This is a genomic window from Ahrensia kielensis DSM 5890, assembly GCF_000374465.1.
In the GTDB taxonomy this organism is placed as follows: domain Bacteria; phylum Pseudomonadota; class Alphaproteobacteria; order Rhizobiales; family Rhizobiaceae; genus Ahrensia; species Ahrensia kielensis.
The window spans coordinates 35,888-51,302 of the sequence record NZ_KB894536.1 but is presented as its reverse complement, the minus strand read 5'-3'; the positions used below and the strand labels follow the sequence as shown (position 1 = coordinate 51,302).

The 15,415-nt window shown below is 47.5% G+C and carries 15 protein-coding genes; 2 read left to right on the top strand and 13 right to left on the bottom strand.

What is annotated here, in order from left to right; translation table 11 throughout:
• Positions 1-119 precede the first annotated feature (119 nt).
• The 3 genes from C504_RS0116400 to C504_RS0116390 form a co-directional block, all read right to left on the bottom strand.
• The gene (locus tag C504_RS0116400) at positions 120-1,430 is read right to left on the bottom strand and encodes a TRAP transporter large permease (RefSeq protein WP_018690459.1); all 1,311 of its coding nucleotides are present in this window, start codon (positions 1,428-1,430) and stop codon (positions 120-122) included.
• The gene (locus C504_RS0116395; protein ID WP_018690458.1) at positions 1,427-1,933 is read right to left on the bottom strand and encodes a TRAP transporter small permease; all 507 of its coding nucleotides are present in this window, start codon (positions 1,931-1,933) and stop codon (positions 1,427-1,429) included. Before C504_RS0116395 ends, C504_RS0116400 begins: the two co-directional genes overlap by 4 nt.
• A gap of 79 nt (positions 1,934-2,012) precedes the next feature.
• Positions 2,013-3,029, bottom strand: coding sequence for a TRAP transporter substrate-binding protein (locus tag C504_RS0116390; protein ID WP_018690457.1), 1,017 nt, complete (start codon positions 3,027-3,029; stop codon positions 2,013-2,015).
• Between the two features lie 314 nt (positions 3,030-3,343).
• Here C504_RS0116390 and C504_RS0116385 point away from each other — a divergent pair, with 314 nt between their 5' ends.
• Both C504_RS0116385 and C504_RS0116380 read left to right on the top strand, forming a co-directional pair.
• The gene (locus tag C504_RS0116385; RefSeq protein WP_018690456.1) at positions 3,344-4,033 is read left to right on the top strand and encodes a GntR family transcriptional regulator; all 690 of its coding nucleotides are present in this window, start codon (positions 3,344-3,346) and stop codon (positions 4,031-4,033) included.
• Between the two features lie 101 nt (positions 4,034-4,134).
• Positions 4,135-4,884 carry an SDR family NAD(P)-dependent oxidoreductase gene (locus C504_RS0116380; RefSeq protein WP_018690455.1) on the top strand — a complete coding sequence of 250 codons (750 nt, stop codon included), beginning with the start codon at positions 4,135-4,137 and terminating at the stop codon, positions 4,882-4,884.
• 97 nt (positions 4,885-4,981) lie between these two features.
• On the opposite strand, the gene C504_RS0116375 is transcribed toward C504_RS0116380, so the two are convergent.
• The 10 genes from C504_RS0116375 to mmsB all read right to left on the bottom strand — a co-directional run bounded on the left by C504_RS0116375 (position 4,982) and on the right by mmsB (position 15,415).
• Entirely contained in the window at positions 4,982-5,590 is a 609-nt protein-coding gene (locus C504_RS0116375) for a TetR/AcrR family transcriptional regulator (protein ID WP_018690454.1), read from the bottom strand.
• 3 nt (positions 5,591-5,593) lie between these two features.
• Positions 5,594-6,238: a DsbA family oxidoreductase gene (locus C504_RS0116370; protein WP_018690453.1), complete on the bottom strand. Its 645-nt coding sequence runs from the start codon at positions 6,236-6,238 to the stop codon at positions 5,594-5,596.
• Positions 6,216-6,422, bottom strand: coding sequence for a hypothetical protein (locus C504_RS0116365; protein ID WP_018690452.1), 207 nt, complete (start codon positions 6,420-6,422; stop codon positions 6,216-6,218). Before C504_RS0116365 ends, C504_RS0116370 begins: the two co-directional genes overlap by 23 nt.
• A 73-nt stretch (positions 6,423-6,495) precedes the next feature.
• Positions 6,496-7,065, bottom strand: coding sequence for a carboxymuconolactone decarboxylase family protein (locus C504_RS0116360; protein WP_018690451.1), 570 nt, complete (start codon positions 7,063-7,065; stop codon positions 6,496-6,498).
• A gap of 293 nt (positions 7,066-7,358) precedes the next feature.
• Entirely contained in the window at positions 7,359-8,687 is a 1,329-nt protein-coding gene (locus C504_RS18135; protein WP_018690450.1) for a putative bifunctional diguanylate cyclase/phosphodiesterase, read from the bottom strand.
• A 276-nt stretch (positions 8,688-8,963) separates the two neighbouring features.
• Positions 8,964-10,478 carry an aldehyde dehydrogenase (NADP(+)) gene (locus C504_RS0116350; RefSeq protein WP_018690449.1) on the bottom strand — a complete coding sequence of 505 codons (1,515 nt, stop codon included), beginning with the start codon at positions 10,476-10,478 and terminating at the stop codon, positions 8,964-8,966.
• Positions 10,479-10,497: 19 nt separating this feature from the next.
• Positions 10,498-11,421 (bottom strand): Gfo/Idh/MocA family protein, encoded by a 924-nt coding sequence (locus C504_RS0116345; RefSeq protein WP_018690448.1) that lies wholly within the window; start codon positions 11,419-11,421, stop codon positions 10,498-10,500.
• Entirely contained in the window at positions 11,421-13,163 is a 1,743-nt protein-coding gene (gene araD / locus C504_RS0116340; RefSeq protein WP_018690447.1) for an L-arabinonate dehydratase, read from the bottom strand. The genes C504_RS0116345 and araD overlap by 1 nt, the downstream gene beginning before the upstream one ends.
• A gap of 3 nt (positions 13,164-13,166) precedes the next feature.
• Complete coding sequence (gene araD1, locus C504_RS0116335; protein WP_018690446.1) at positions 13,167-14,162, bottom strand: AraD1 family protein; 996 nt, start codon at positions 14,160-14,162, stop codon at positions 13,167-13,169.
• A 2-nt stretch (positions 14,163-14,164) separates the two neighbouring features.
• Positions 14,165-15,415, bottom strand: a complete 1,251-nt coding sequence (gene mmsB, locus C504_RS0116330; protein ID WP_018690445.1) for a multiple monosaccharide ABC transporter permease — start codon at positions 15,413-15,415, stop codon at positions 14,165-14,167.

Genomic DNA, 15,415 nt, shown 5'->3' with positions numbered 1-15,415 from the left:
AGCCATCTGTGTCGAGGGTTTTGGCCGTTGGTGGATCAATCGCATAGCGCGTTTCGGAAATCTGCATTTTAGTCCTCATAAGTTATAAAAAATCGGCGCGGCGCGGCGCATTTTTGAGCTTATTTAAAAGAGTCTGGCATTAAGGTTGTAGGCAACCACAATGCGATCTCAGGGAACAAAATCACCAAAAGTAAGATGAGTATCATCGGCGCCAGAATGATTATGACGTCCGGCAAAACCTTCATCACATTGATGTTGCCAATAGACGCAGAGATCAGCAAACACAGCCCATAGGGCGGCGTTACCAGTCCGAAAGCTAGAGAAATAATGCCGATGATCGCAAACACAACAGGGTCAATTCCCGCCGCTGTTGCAACAGGCATTAGCACTGTGCCCAGAATAATAATTGTTGGAATGGCATCAATAAACAAACCAAAGAATAGGAATAAAGCTGCGATCAAAATCGCCGTCCCAAATGTGCCGAACTCCAAAGTTGTCATGAGCTCCACGATCAAACGCGGTGCATTGTAGAATGACAACATCCATCCAAATGCAGATGCTGTACCAATGGCAAACAAGGAGATTGAGGCAAATCGGCCCGTTTCATAGAATATGAAACCCAGATGCCTAATTGTTACGGTGCGGTAGACAAATACGCCAAGGATTAAAGAATAAGCCGCAGCAATAATGGCGCTTTCTGTTGGTGTAACCAAACCGCCAACGATGCCACCGATCACAAGAAGCGGTGTGAGCAAGGCGAGCGAAGCCCCTTTTAATGCCTGCCAGAACGTGGCGAATGTAGGCTTTGCGACAATCGGATAATCATAGATTTTTGCGTAAACATATACCGTTGCCATTAAGGCGAAACCGATGAGAAAGCCTGGAATAGCGCCCGCCAAAAACAACGCGCCGACGGATATCTGCATAACGCCGCCCCACACAACCATTAAGATGCTCGGCGGGATAATTACGCCCATAACAGACGAACAAGCGGTCAGCGCTACGGCAAAGCGTAAGTCGTACCCCTCTTTTTCCATCGCGGGGATAAGAATTTTACCGCACCCTGCAGCGTCAGCTGTCGATGAGCCTGAGATGCCAGCAAAAAGCATAGATACGGCAACATTCACATGACCAAGGCCACCTGGCAGCCATCCGGTCATAACGCGCGCCAGCGCAATTAGTTTGTCTGTAATTTGGCCCGAATTCATGAGGTTCGCAGCAAGCAGGAAAAACGGGACAGCGAGTAGAATGAACGAATTATAAGATTGGAACATCCGGTCGATAATAATAAACGGCGTCAAACGTACATCGAAAACGACAATCGGTATCGTTGCCAAACCAAGGGCGAAAGCCACTGGTACGCGAATGAAAATGAGAAATAGAAACCCGCCAACAAGAAGGGCGCAGGCGATGCCTGTGGAAATAATCATGATGTTGAGCCCTTATTGTCGCTGACGGCTTGGCGATATGCGGCAACCGCTTCGTATAGTCGGTAAAATGAGAAAAGCGCCCAAAATGAACCGGCGATCGGCACTGAAATGTAAATCCATAAGAGGTTGGCGCGCATCATTACTGAGCTTTGTATTGAACCAACCTTGGCGTATTCGATGCCATACCAAGCAAACAAAAATGCAAAAATAGATATGGAAATGTAAACTACGCTTTTTTGCAGCAGGACCATGAAAGGTCGCTCCGCGTCTGGAGTGATAACGACATCAAAATGCGTTCCCTCCCACACGGCGACCATAGAGCCGATCATCACAATCCAGATGAAAATGAACGTGGAAAGTTCTTCAGTCCATAAAAATGTCGGGATGAAATCGATATATCTCGACAAGACCTGCAACCCGACAGGGATAGCGAGCGCGGCCATAAGCCAGCCAATTAAAAATTTCAAACCATGGCAAAAAGTTTCCAGCGCATGCCCGAACATATTAGATCCCCACTGTGGTCGGAAAAGTTATATCGAGAAACGAAAAGGGCATCCGCCAAACGAATGCCCTTTCATGTTTTTACATATCGCGGATAGCTGTTAGCAAATCGGAAGCACCGATTTCTGCAGCATAGTCGTCTTGTACAGGCACGACCATTTCAAGCAATTTTTCTCGGTTTTCGAACTCTGTTGCTTTGATCTGACCAGCATCGATCATCTCTTGTAATTTGAGACCATCTTCACGCGATTCAAGTTCGCGGCCATATGCGCCAGCTTCCATTCCAGCTTTTTGAATTGCTGCTTGAAGACCTTCTGGCAAATTCCGGTAAGTTTTTCCGCTAAAGACGATTGGGCGCACTGTGATCGTGTGACGTGTGAGCGTCACGTTTGGTGCAACCTCGTAAAATTTAAGGTTTTGAATACTCGCAGCTTCGTTTTCAAAGCCTGCAATAACACCGGACTGAATAGCGTTATAAACTTCATTATAGGCAATTGCTGACGGCGCTGCAGTAAGAGCTGCGAAAATCTGAGCCTGAATTGGAGCGCCCATAACACGCATTTTATGACCTTGAAGATCATCAAGATTTACCACTGGCTCACTGGATAAAAGGTTGCGTACACCGCCGCCTGTATAGCCAATGATCTTGATATCGGCGTTTTTCAAAAGCTCTTCTTCGAGCGGTGCGAAAGTGGTGCTTGATAGAACCTTTTCCCAATGATCGAGATCACGGAACAAGAAAGGCATGTCCATCAACGGAATGGATGGCGCGAATTTTGCCATGTTTGACGGCGCTAAAATGGTGTAATCAATTGCTACACCCTGCTGCAGAAAGTTCACATAGTCGCTTTCGACGCCAAGCTCACTGTTTAACCGCAGATCAAACTTCACGTCGCCATCATAATATTCGTCAACCAGCTCAGCGAACTTGACCATCGTTTTAGTAAAGGCGTGGTTTTCATCGAACATGCTCGCGCCGCGCAGTGTAACCTCTTGCGCATTCGCAGGCGTAATTGAAGGCGCGCCTATAGCGAGCGCCAACGCTAAACCCAACGCACATCCCAAATTGCGTCTCTTGGCCATATCAAAAAGTTTCATAGTAATCCTCCCAGTTGCTATTTGCGTTCATGACTGCCTTGAGGCGACAAATTCAATGAACCTTAATTTGGGGTAACCCCTTTATTAGGGTTTCGTCAATAAAAATGTTGACTAGTATGGTAAATTGCTTTGTAGATTGTTTTAATGACACAGAGAAGTCACCAGCCTGAAAAACAAATAGGCTGTGCCACAATCCTAAAAACGAGTAACCACAACGCAGAAACCTAGAGCGCAGCCAAAGATTGATTACGGCGAGAATATCGGGTTACTAAAGATGTGCGCGTAACTGCGCACTTCACGCAACGGGGCAGCATATGAATATTCAGCAGACACTGAGTGATACGAGACGCCAAACTTCAGCTGAAGAGATTTTTCAAAAGCTGAAAGACGATATTGTTTCGCTGCGTTTGCAGCCTGGAGCAAAACTTTCTGAAGTTGAGATTGCCAAACAATATGAAGTTTCACGGCAGCCTGTGCGTGAAGCATTCCTACGTTTGGGGGACTTAAACTTGCTGCAAATCAGGCCGCAAAAAGCCACACTAGTGCGCAAAATATCTCTCCAAGACCTTAGAAATACACGGTTTATTCGGACAGCGGTCGAAGTCGAGGTCGTGCGTATTGCCTGCAAGAAAGCTGATAAAGATAGCCTCGCTCTCCTGCGAGATAACTTAGAGAAACAAGCCCTGGCAATTGAAGGTAAAGACTCCATTCAGCTGCATAGTCTGGATTACCAATTCCACCGCTTGATTTGCTTTGCTGCGGATCGCGTGCAAGCTTTTGAGGTTATAGCCGCAAATAAAGCCCATACAGATCGCGTATGCACATTGGAATTAGCCGACACATTTGGTATGGCTGAAGTGCTCGAAGACCACAGCGACATTGTAAACGCCATCGAAGCCAAAGACGAAGACTTGGCCGTTGCATGCACCAGACATCACTTAGCTCACCTTGATGGGACGCTTTTTAAAGCCTGCGAAAATCACGCAGACTTTTTTGAAGACTAGCTTTTCCAACTTCAGCGTTGACACCTCCAGAAAACTACCATACCAGATTATCAGTTTGTAATCTCAAATCGCAATCAGCGGTTCAAGCTGAGGAGCTCGTAATGAATTTAAAAGGTAAAACAGCAATCATAACCGGTGGTGGCCGCGACATTGGCCGCGCTTGTGCGCTTCGCTTGGCTCAAGAAGGTGCAAAAGTCGCAATCAATTATCACTCAAGTGGTTACGGTGCCGATTCTGCTGTCGCGGAAATTGTTGATGCTGGCGGCGAAGCATTTGCTCTACAGGGCGACATGACAAAGCCTGCTGATGTTCAAAAACTTATCAGCGAAACACAATCACGATTTAACAGTGATATTGACGTTTTAGTTCATGTTACGGGCGGTCTTGTTGCACGCAAGAAATTTGGTGAAATGGACGCGGCGCACTGGAATGCTGTTATGGATCTGAATGTGACGTCGCTGTTTCATTTGGTTTCAGCAGCTACGCCTCACATGTCTGAGGGAAGCAGCATCATAACCTTCGCTTCACAAGCTGGACGTGACGGCGGTGGCCCTGGCGCTATTGCTTATGCTGCCTCTAAAGGCGCAGTCATGACAATGACCCGTGGCATGGCAAAAGAATTCGGCCCTAAAATTCGCGTCAATGCGCTTTGCCCAGGTATGATAAGCACTGACTTCCACAACACCTTCACGAAGGACGAAGTTCGCAAGAACGTTGCCAATGCCACACCGCTGAAGCGTGAAGGATCATCTGAAGATGTCGGCAATTTAGTCGCATACCTTGCATCTGACCAATCCGCCTTCATTACTGGCGCATGCATAGACATCAATGGCGGTATTTTGTTCTCTTAAGCGGCCGATAAACACGGTTAGTTCAAAGCAGAACCATCGTTTCACATTATTAGGATCGCGGTCTAATCGACTGCGGTCCTTTTTTATACACTCGCCATTAATGAGATGTTTGCGACAGGCCGATCTGCATTGTTTCTTGCGCCATATCTTCAGCAAGCGCGATCATGTCGTCCTTTGATCTTTCTCGCTCCAACTCTACCCGCAAGGCAGTTAAATTAGCTTGATATCGGCGTGCGAGCCGTTTGGGATCTGCGTTTGAAGGCAACTCGCCAATATCTAGCGCAGTCTCGAATGTCTTTGCGAACTCCGCGCACATACGATCTAAATATTTCTGTGAAGCTTCAGCAATTTTGGGATCTGTGGATTTGGTATCCACAAGCGTTTTCATCAACATACAAGATCGGCGTGACGGGTCTGCATCCGCAAGGCTAACGTAGTTTTGAAACTGTGCGGCCAACCCTTCCAGTGGTGACTCAAACTGCATCATCTTTGCTCTAAACCCTTGGCGTGACGTTTCGAAATAACGTTCTATCGCCAAGAGGTAGAGGTTTTCTTTGCTCTCGAATGCAGCATATATACTGCCCGGCTTCATGCTAAGTGTCGCTTCCAAATCTTTTAGCGACGTTGCGTGGTAGCCTTTGCGCCAAAACACAGCCATGGCCGCATCAAGTGCGGCGTCACGATCATAATTTGCAGCGCGGGCCATGGGTCAACTTTTCAATTTTGCGATTTGGGACAGAATATTCGTGTAGTTTTCCACGCCTTGTGCACCTGTGACAAGGTGTTTGCGATCAAACACGACGGCCGGCACACCTGAAATACCCTGTTGTTGCCAAAAAGTTTCGGCGGCGCGCACGTCATTTGCATAGCGCTGATCTTCAAGAACAGCCAAAGCCTCTTCGCGGTTCAAGCCGATTTCAGCGGCTATATCAGCTAGCACATTATCATCGGATAGGTTGCGCTGATCCGTGAAATGAGCTGTGAACAGCGCCATTTTAAGATCGTGGCGACGGCCTTGCGTATCTGCCCAGTGCAGCAATTGATGCGTGTTGAATGTGTTGTGCATGCGGGAATCATCCGTCCATGCAAAGTCAAATCCAAGGCTATCGCCCAGTGCCTTCATCTGCTGGCGCGATTGCTCAGATTGCTCCGGCGTGCTGCCGTATTTTTCCATGATGTGTTCGCGCGTATTTTGCCCTTCGGCAGGCATTTGAGGGTTTAGTTCAAAGGGATGCCAGTGAACTTCGTGCGCGGTTCCTGAGGCCTCAAGCGCTGCAGACAATTGGCGATATCCAATAATGCACCATGGGCACATCACATCAGACACAATATCAATACGTAGGGGTTCGGTCATATTTATACACTCCAGATGCGTCTAATAACACGACGATCACGCCAAGCCATAAATGCAAATCATTGATTTCAAACAACAGTGTGAACACATTCGCTGTAAATAGGACAGTGAGGTAGGTGTCATAAGCACCAATTACCATAGAGCGGGTGAAAAACAGCGCAAGAAGCGAAGGGCTAAAAACCATAACACCCGCCACACAGATAGGTGTCACTTGGTCGGGGTAAGTGCCGAAGCGATCACACACTCCGGCGCTTCAATTATTCAGCCGCGACTGCTGTTTTCTTTTCCCAAGCGAACTTTTGGAACACTTGGTCAACAGGCGTTTTTGCAAAGTGGTTGGTGTAGTTTGACATCAGCTTTTGCGCAGCGCCCAGAATGATTTCAAGGATGTTCGTTTCTGTGAAACCGGCATCTAAAAAGGCTTGAGTATCGGCTTCAGCAACGAAACCGCGGTCACGAACCATAGCCAATGTGAATGTACGCAAGGCTTCGAGTTTGGCAGTCGGAAGCGGTGTTTCATCGCGCAAAGCATCAGTGATTGCATCATCGATCTTCATCATTTTCGCAATTCCAGTATGCGCAGGCACACAGTAATGACAATTGTTTTCAACATTGATTGTTTGCCAAACGACAGTTTTCTCCTCATCAGTCATTGAGGTTGCCATGAACTGCTGATGCGCGAAATTATAAGCTGCGAGCAATGGCGGTGCATCTGCCATGGTGCCGTGCAAACCTGGAATGCGACCATTATTTTTAAGTGATGTTTCTAAAAGCGGCTTACCTGCTTCAGGTGCAGATTCAATCGTGTGAATAGTAAAGTTTGTCATGGATTTTCCTTTTTAGAAATTCTTCTCGGTTTCGATGATTGACACTTAGAATAATTTGAGTGATCACTCAACAGTATAATTGAGTAATCACTCAAACGTGATGCGACCAAACTGAAACCGAACAGTTTCGGTAAGAACCAACGCTAAAGGAAAATTGTTTTTGTACAGAGTAGCGAAGCTTTACTTCGCTTTCGTGACCACCTGCCCCATGGCTTCATAGGTCTTTGCGAAATGAAGGCGCTCGAAAGAAAACTTTTACGTTTGCTCCTCCCTGTACGAACCGCAAGCTCTTCTCACGAACCCATGTTGCGCTCTTCAAATTCGGCCAAAGCCATGGGCTTACCATAGAGATAACCTTGAAACTCAATGCAGCCGAACTCAGCCAACAGCTCGTGCTGCTCTACCGTCTCCACCCCTTCGGCCAGAACGGTGCGTCCCAAATCTCGAGTCATAGTGACAATATTCTTGACGAGCGAAGCGCTGCCTGAGCTGTTCACGGCATCTTGCACGAAGCTGCGGTCGATCTTTATCTGCTGGATAGGCAAACGGCGCAGATATGACAGCGAAGAATAACCCGTGCCAAAATCATCGAGTGCAATAGTGATCCCCATTTCACGCAGCCCATTGAGCCTAGCAATCACCAACTCGATGTCAGTGACCATCACGCTTTCGGTCAATTCAAGGACAAGTCGCTGCGGGTCCGCATGGGTTTTAGCCAGTGTGTCGCGCACAAATGTCTCAAAATCTTCGTGCATAAGCTGGCTGGTGCTAACATTGATGGACAAGGTCAAATGTCGAAGATGAGGCGTTTCGCCCCATTCGGCCAAGGTCAAACAACCCCTTTCGAGCACCCAGCTGCCGATGGCGACCATAAGACCTAGTTTTTCCGCCTGCGGGATAAATTCGACAGGAGATACCAAGCCGCGCTGCGGATTATTCCAGCGCAGAAGCGCTTCAGCGCCAATTGTATTTTTCGAAACATCGACCTGTGGCTGATAGACGAGATGGAACTCACCTCTCCATAGGGCGTCCATAAGATCACGGCTGAATTTGTCTTTGCGTGTGAACTCGGCCTGCATGGCATGGATGCAAGCGGCAAGCATTGTTGTGGCCATAAATGCATTGGCCCAAGTGCCTATGGTGTGCACCATTTCGGGCAGTACAACATAGGGCGATGTTAGATGCGCACTGGAGAGCACAATGAACGACAGTAGGCACAGACCAATCAGTGCCAACTGAGCCCGTGAATTTTCTCGCTGATAATTGAGATAGCCTAAAGCCGCCAAAACCAACAAATAAAGATGACTGATACGGGGTGTTTCAGAGGTAGGGACATCGAGAAGCAATCCCATTGCTATTGCAATCACCATCAATGCGGCTTGGCCGGCCAAAACCCCGAAAGCAAGATGGCCACGCCGGATCAGAATGTAAATTGCGATCCCCGCAATGAAAACAGCGACCTCCATTGCCACTACCAACCACGAACCAATCAAGGCAAAAATGACGGCTTGGATGAGACCGATGCCAGCAATCGCCAGCGATCCATACCGAAAAGCCGTGACCATTCGCGTTGAATACTGCTTGGAAAACTCAGACAAGATCGGCGGCTTCGTGATTGCCATTAATGTTCCTAGCTTGGCATCATAAGATGTTTCAGCCCATAAATAGCATCTGACTTATTAAGAAGATATTGTCAGAGAAATTTCGACCAAGTTCATAAGCCGACACAAGCGATCATTATGCCGGGCACGAAGCGCGTCAACCTTATAAACATTGATCGCGTAAACATATGAAATTGTGCAGTTTTTCAAGTCATGAAGAATTATTTTCGTTGCCAATATCGAGATTTAACCCTATCTCTTTGGGAAAAGCATACCCCATTGACAACGGCCTTGTTCTTACTCGCTAAGAGCTTTTGGCAGTAATTCAACCGGAAAATTTTGGTAGCAAACAGGTCGCAGGAAACGGCGAATAGACATTGAACCAACAGATGTGGCACCAAAATTGGTTGAAGCAGGATAAGGGCCACCATGAACCATCGCATCGGCAACCTCTACGCCGGTTGGAAAGCCGTTTACGAGCAAGCGCCCTGCTTTGCGCTCAAGGATCGGTAGTAAATCTTGTGCCAAAGAAAGGTCCGTTTCATCCATGTGAAGCGTAGATGTTAGCTGTCCCTCCAAGGACTTTGCGATCTCTATAATTTGTGCATTATCTTTGGCCCGAACCACAATTCCCAAAGGTCCAAACACCTCTTCGCTGAGATCATTTTTCTCAAGCCACACATCGGCATTAACTTCGTACAATTGAGCGCCCGCTTCGCGATCAGCACATTTATTTTGTACAAGTGCCTTTACGCCTGTTATTGCTGCCACCCGCTCGGCATCCTGCTGGTAACTATGGGCAATTGCAGATGTAAGCATTGTTTGATTTTCAACGCTTTCCAATGCATTTTTAGCACCTGAAATAAAACCATCAGCTTGTTCGTCCAAGATCACCGCTACGCCGGGATTTGTACAAAATTGTCCAGCGCCCATCGTGAGCGATGATGCCCACCCTTTACCTATATCAGCGCCGCGTGCCGCGGCAGCTTGCGGTAATATAAACATCGGGTTGATTGAGCCAAGCTCTCCAAAAAATGGGATTGGAACCGGCCTTTGAGCACATAGCTCAAAAAGAGCACGGCCACCGCGTAAAGAACCGGTGAAACCGACCGCGCAAATTAATGGATGTTCAACCAGTGTCTTACCAACATCAAAGCCATTATCTTGGATCAGAGAAAATACACCGGGATGTACGCCGCATGACTTAATGGCTGCTGAGATAGCATCTGCAACCAATTCACCAGTACCAGGATGTGCGGGGTGCCCCTTCACGATAACTGGACAGCCGGCGGCAAGCGCCGATGCCGTATCTCCACCCGCTGTCGAAAATGCCAAGGGAAAGTTAGAAGCGCCAAATATAGCCACAGGCCCTATAGGACGTTGTACCATTTGCAATTCAGGACGCGGTAAAGGTGCGCGGTCCGGTAATGCCTCATCCTTGCGCTGGTCAAGATATGCGCCTTTTCTGATGTGCTCAGCAAAAAACTTCAATTGTCCCGTAGTTCGTCCGCGCTCACCTTCAAGTCGCGCCTCTGGCAATCCAGTTTCTGAAGCCCCCAAAGCCGTGATATCCGCGCCGCGCTTTTCTATCTCTTCAGCAATCTTTTCTAAGAAAGACGCCCGCTGCTCATTTGTCGCCCAGCCATAGGATGAAAATGCATCTTCAGCAGCTTGCACTGCGCCGTGGACATGTTCAAGCGTTCCCGTACTGAAAGAATATGCGGTTCCACTTGCAGGTTGAGACTGAAAAGTTTCAGTTCCAGAAACCCAATTTCCTGCAATCAGATGCTTACCGTGCGGAGTGTAATTCATAGTATAAATCTTTCAACTTTTAAAAGTGAAATGGTGCAACAGTGGTGCGCTTACCCAATGCGAATGCATCGCAAACATGGATCATAGGACTCAAATCAAAATCGCTTTTATGCGCCTGCAGCAGCCCATCCATTTGCGTGTACAGATTGGCGTATTCATGATCGCTACCATCAATCCTCACGTTGCCATCAATGCTCATCTTTGCGCCGCCAGACGATATTTTTAGGTCGCCTTGATCCGTTTCGACATCAATGTCCCATGTTTGTGGGCCCTCTTGGCGCCAATCAAATACTGCCTCAACATTTGCTCTATCAGCGTTCGTAAAAGAAAGTTTTGCGGCAATCGGCGTATCTCGATTGGACGGAAATTCCAAAGTTGCAGCATTTAGATGGACAGCAAATGGCAAAATTTCAGTCATGATAGAAAGCGCATTTATCCCAGGATCAAACACCCCCAAGCCACCAGGACTCCACACCCATTCTTGCCCTGGATGCCAACGCCGCACATCTTCTTTCCAAGTAATTTGAAAGCGTTTGATTGTGCGCGAAGAAAGCCATTCTTTCGTAGCTGGAATAGAAACCGCATATCGAGAATGCCATGTGGCAAACAATGTCACATTTTTTTCAATTGCCAGTTTTTCCAGCGCATAACATTCCGCTAAACTTTGGCCCGGCGGCTTTTCCAGCATCAAGTGACGCCCTGCTTTTAAGGCTTTAACAGCGTAATCAAAACGTGGTTGCGGCGGTATGGCTAAAGACACGACCTTAATATCAGGCCGCGCTTCAAGCATTTCATCAAGGGTTGCGTAGCTATCCACACCGTCGACAGAAGCATTTCGACTAACTGTAGCACTTAGCTCTAAGTTAGGATTATTGGTGATGGCTGGAATATGCTGATCAATGGCAATCTTACCTATGCCTACCAAAGCTATTTTATGTACCATTAATGTGAGTCCTTGCCGACTGCTGAACCGCGACACCCTTTTAGAAAATCAAAATCTGCCCCCGTATCAGCGCCCTCAACATGGTCATGAAACAATTTTGCATAACCACTCACAGGCACATCGTGGCTACGTTTCCAAGAATCAAGTCTTGACTGCAACTCATCATTTGGAATGTCGAGATGAAGGCTTCGTGCTGCCACATCCAGTTCAATCATGTCACCATTTTGAACAACCGCAAGCGGCCCACCTGCTGCAGCCTCCGGTGCAGTGTGCAATATAACCGTTCCATAAGCTGTACCTGACATGCGCGCATCTGAAATGCGTACCATGTCTGTTATTCCTTTACGCAAGACCTTTGGTGGTAACCCCATATTGCCTACTTCAGCCATTCCAGGATATCCCTTGGGGCCACAGTTCTTCAGAACCATGATGCATGTCTCATCAATATCAAGCGCTTCATCATTGATCTTGGATTTGTAATCATCAATATCTTCAAAAACGACAGCGCGTCCGCGATGCTTGAGCAGAGATGGTGTTGCTGCAGAGGGTTTAAGCACGGCACCGTTGGGAGCAAGATTACCGCGCAAAACGGCAATCCCGCCCTGCGGCGTCAGCGCATTTTCAACAGGACGAATAACATCTTCATTCCAGTTTTTAGCGTCTTTGACTTCATCCCAAATCGATGTACCCGAAACAGTCAGAGCATCTTTATGCAACAGCCCGCCATCACCCAAAGCTTTTAGCACAACCGGCAAACCACCTGCATAGAAAAACTCTTCCATGAGATATTTTCCCGACGGCATAAGATTAACAATGGTCGGAACTTCACGCCCGCACCTGTCCCAATCATCCAACGTTAAATCAATGCCGACGCGCCCTGCCATAGCCATCATATGGATGGCTGCGTTTGTCGACCCACCAATTGCGCCGTTAGTTCGGATCGCATTTTCAAATGCTTGTTTTGTCATGATGTCGGAAGGTTTAAGATCATCCTTGACCATTTGTACGATACGGCGCCCTGACATTTGCGCCATAACACGGCGTCGTGAATCAACGGCTGGTATCGCCGCATTACCTGACAATGCCATGCCAAGTGCTTCGACCATTGAAGCCATTGTTGATGCCGTACCCATAGTATTGCAAGTGCCAGATGACCGCGACATAGATTGTTCCGCCTCAGCAAACTCTTCTGGGCTCATCTCACCAGCTTTAATAGCTTCAGCAAATTTCCACAGATGCGTTCCAGATCCTAACCGCTCTCCGCGGAACCAACCATTGAGCATCGGCCCACCTGTAACAGCAATGGACGGAATATCAGTAGAGGCTGCTCCCATAAGGAGTGAAGGTGTGGTCTTGTCGCATCCGACCAGCAAAACCGCTCCATCAATTGGCTGTCCGCGCATTGCTTCTTCAACAGACATAGCAGCCAGATTTCGGTACATCATGGCGGTGGGGCGAAAAGTATTTTCTGACGCAGAAAAAACAGGCACTTCAAGCGGAAAACCACCGGCCTCCCAAACACCTGCTTTAACCTTTTCAGCAAGCTCGCGCAGATGCCCGTTACATGGTGTAAGATCAGACCATGTATTCAATATGCCAATAACCGGCCTTCCGTCGAACAAATCGTGCGGGTAACCTTGGTTCTTAAGCCAGCCTCTATGATAAATCGCATCGCGTGAGGTACCGCCATACCACTCTTGCGAGCGTAATTTACGCGGCCACTTTGCAGGTTCAAAAGTCATAATTTATAGCACCTCAACAGAAATGAGGGCGTCGGTCTTACGTGCCATTTGTAATGGATTGCGCAGTGGCATACCAAAATCAGGTGCGGAGATCACAAATTCGTCGCCATTTTCACAAGCGATTTTATCAGCGAACGAAAGTGTTGCTGTACCAAACATATGGACGTGTACATCACCCGGCTGTCGGAACAATTCATATTTAAAATGATGATGTTCAAGATTGGCAATTGTATGGGACATGTTGTCTTCGCCAGACAAGAATGGCTTTGACCATATTGTCTCACCATTGCGCACAATAGAGCTCGTACCACGGATATCTGCCGGCAATTCGCCGATAAAAATCTCTGGTCCGAATGATGCTTCACGCAGTTTGGAATGCGCAAGATAGAGGTAATTTACCCGTTCCATGACATGATCTGAAAATTCGTTCGATAGCGCAAATCCAACACGGTGGACCACCCCAGTATCCCCGATCACATAAATGCCAGCAACTTCCGGTTCTTCCCCACCATCATCAGCAAATTCAGGACTGTTAAGTGAATGGCCCGGCGCGACTGCAGCTGTACCATTGCCTTTGTAGAACCATTCTGGTTGGACGCCAACCTTACCAGCAGCTGGTTTGCCGCTTTCCAGTCCCATTTGGAACATGCGCATAGAATCCGTCATTTTGCTGCTTTCGACAGCATTTTTACTATGCATTGCATCACGCGTTGAAGCGGACCCTAAATGTGTTAGTCCAGTGCCGGTTAAATGCATATGTGACGGGTCATCATGATGGATAGGCAAAAGTATGCGATTTTGCTCGGCTAGCACTTCAAGATCGACAGCTGGTCCAAGTGTGTGTTCGCGAACACATGTAGCAATCGACATTTTACCGACAATGGCTTTGCGTACCAACGCATAGCTACTATCAACCCCCTGTATGATAGAGGCTTCAGCGCCATTTCTAACAACGACACTAATGCCGCCTTGGTCGTTTCTAATCTGAGAAATCAACATGCTCAGGCCTCCTTATTCTTATTGTAAACATCGAAAACTACTGCAGCGAGAAGGACGAGCCCTTTGATCATTTGTTGATAATCAATACCAATACCCATGATGGACATGCCGTTATTAAGAACCCCCATCAAAAAGGCACCAATGACAGCGCCAACTATCGTACCCACGCCTCCTGACATCGAAGCGCCGCCGATAAAGACCGCAGCGATCACATCCAATTCGAGAGCGAAACCTGCTTTAGGTGTCGCAGTATTCAAACGGGCTGCAAAAACCATGCCGGCGGCGGCGGCCAAAAATCCCATATTTGTAAATGCGAGAAATGTTAAGCGCTTGGTTTTGATACCCGATAATTGAGCGGCTTTTTGATTGCCCCCCAGTGCGTAAATGCGGCGTCCAATAACGGTATTTTCAGTTACAAAGCCATAGATGACGGCAAGAAAACCCATCGTCAAAAGTACATTGGGTAAACCACGGAATTGGCTTAGCTTGTACATTACGAAAATAAGTGCAGCGGCAACGATGAAGGTGCGTACATAAAAGATAACTGCGGGTTCTTCTTCAACCCCATATGCGATATTTGCAGCACGTTTACGCATGCCCATCCAAACAAGTAGAATGGCAGCTGCAATACCCGATAGGAATGCGACAGTATTGATCTGCCTTACTGCAAAAATGCTAGCCAGCCCCTCACCTATAGTCTTGGGGAAAAAATCACCCAAAAAGCCTGTCGCTATAATTTGAAACTCACGCGGAAATGGTCCGACTGATTGGCCTTCAAGTAAGAGCAATGACAATCCGCGGAAAACCAACATCCCTGCCAAAGTGACGATAAAAGATGGAATGTTCCAATAAGCAACCCAGTACCCTTGTGCAGCGCCTATAAGCGCGCCCGTAGCAAGGCATATAGCGCCTGCTAAATAAATATTCATATCAAAATTGACGATCATGACCGCCGCCAGAGCCCCGATGAATCCCATAACTGAGCCCACCGAAAGATCGATATGTCCCGCAACAATAACGATCAGCATGCCAAGAGCCATAATGATGATATATGAGTTTTGCAGTAGCAGGTTTGTTACATTCACCGCGCGCAAAAGCGTACCATCAGTAACAATTTGAAAGAAAACCATTACAACAATAAGAGCTAGAAGAAGCCCGTACTGGCGTAAGTTTGCAGACAGATAATGCCCAATACTTTTTGTTTGCACGGCAGGTTTTGTCGAAGATAATTCTTGTGTTTCGCTATCAACCAT

Coding starts and splice junctions, on each gene's coding strand:
- C504_RS0116400 (WP_018690459.1), bottom strand. CDS start 1,430: ATGATTATTTCCACAGGCATCGCCTGCGCCCTTCTTGTTGGCGGGTTT.
- C504_RS0116395 (WP_018690458.1), bottom strand. CDS start 1,933: ATGTTCGGGCATGCGCTGGAAACTTTTTGCCATGGTTTGAAATTTTTA.
- C504_RS0116390 (WP_018690457.1), bottom strand. CDS start 3,029: ATGAAACTTTTTGATATGGCCAAGAGACGCAATTTGGGATGTGCGTTG.
- C504_RS0116385 (WP_018690456.1), top strand. CDS start 3,344: ATGAATATTCAGCAGACACTGAGTGATACGAGACGCCAAACTTCAGCT.
- C504_RS0116380 (WP_018690455.1), top strand. CDS start 4,135: ATGAATTTAAAAGGTAAAACAGCAATCATAACCGGTGGTGGCCGCGAC.
- C504_RS0116375 (WP_018690454.1), bottom strand. CDS start 5,590: ATGGCCCGCGCTGCAAATTATGATCGTGACGCCGCACTTGATGCGGCC.
- C504_RS0116370 (WP_018690453.1), bottom strand. CDS start 6,238: ATGACCGAACCCCTACGTATTGATATTGTGTCTGATGTGATGTGCCCA.
- C504_RS0116365 (WP_018690452.1), bottom strand. CDS start 6,422: ATGGTTTTTAGCCCTTCGCTTCTTGCGCTGTTTTTCACCCGCTCTATG.
- C504_RS0116360 (WP_018690451.1), bottom strand. CDS start 7,065: ATGACAAACTTTACTATTCACACGATTGAATCTGCACCTGAAGCAGGT.
- C504_RS18135 (WP_018690450.1), bottom strand. CDS start 8,687: ATGGCAATCACGAAGCCGCCGATCTTGTCTGAGTTTTCCAAGCAGTAT.
- C504_RS0116350 (WP_018690449.1), bottom strand. CDS start 10,478: ATGAATTACACTCCGCACGGTAAGCATCTGATTGCAGGAAATTGGGTT.
- C504_RS0116345 (WP_018690448.1), bottom strand. CDS start 11,421: ATGGTACATAAAATAGCTTTGGTAGGCATAGGTAAGATTGCCATTGAT.
- araD (WP_018690447.1), bottom strand. CDS start 13,163: ATGACTTTTGAACCTGCAAAGTGGCCGCGTAAATTACGCTCGCAAGAG.
- araD1 (WP_018690446.1), bottom strand. CDS start 14,162: ATGTTGATTTCTCAGATTAGAAACGACCAAGGCGGCATTAGTGTCGTT.
- mmsB (WP_018690445.1), bottom strand. CDS start 15,415: ATGGTTGATAGCGAAACACAAGAATTATCTTCGACAAAACCTGCCGTG.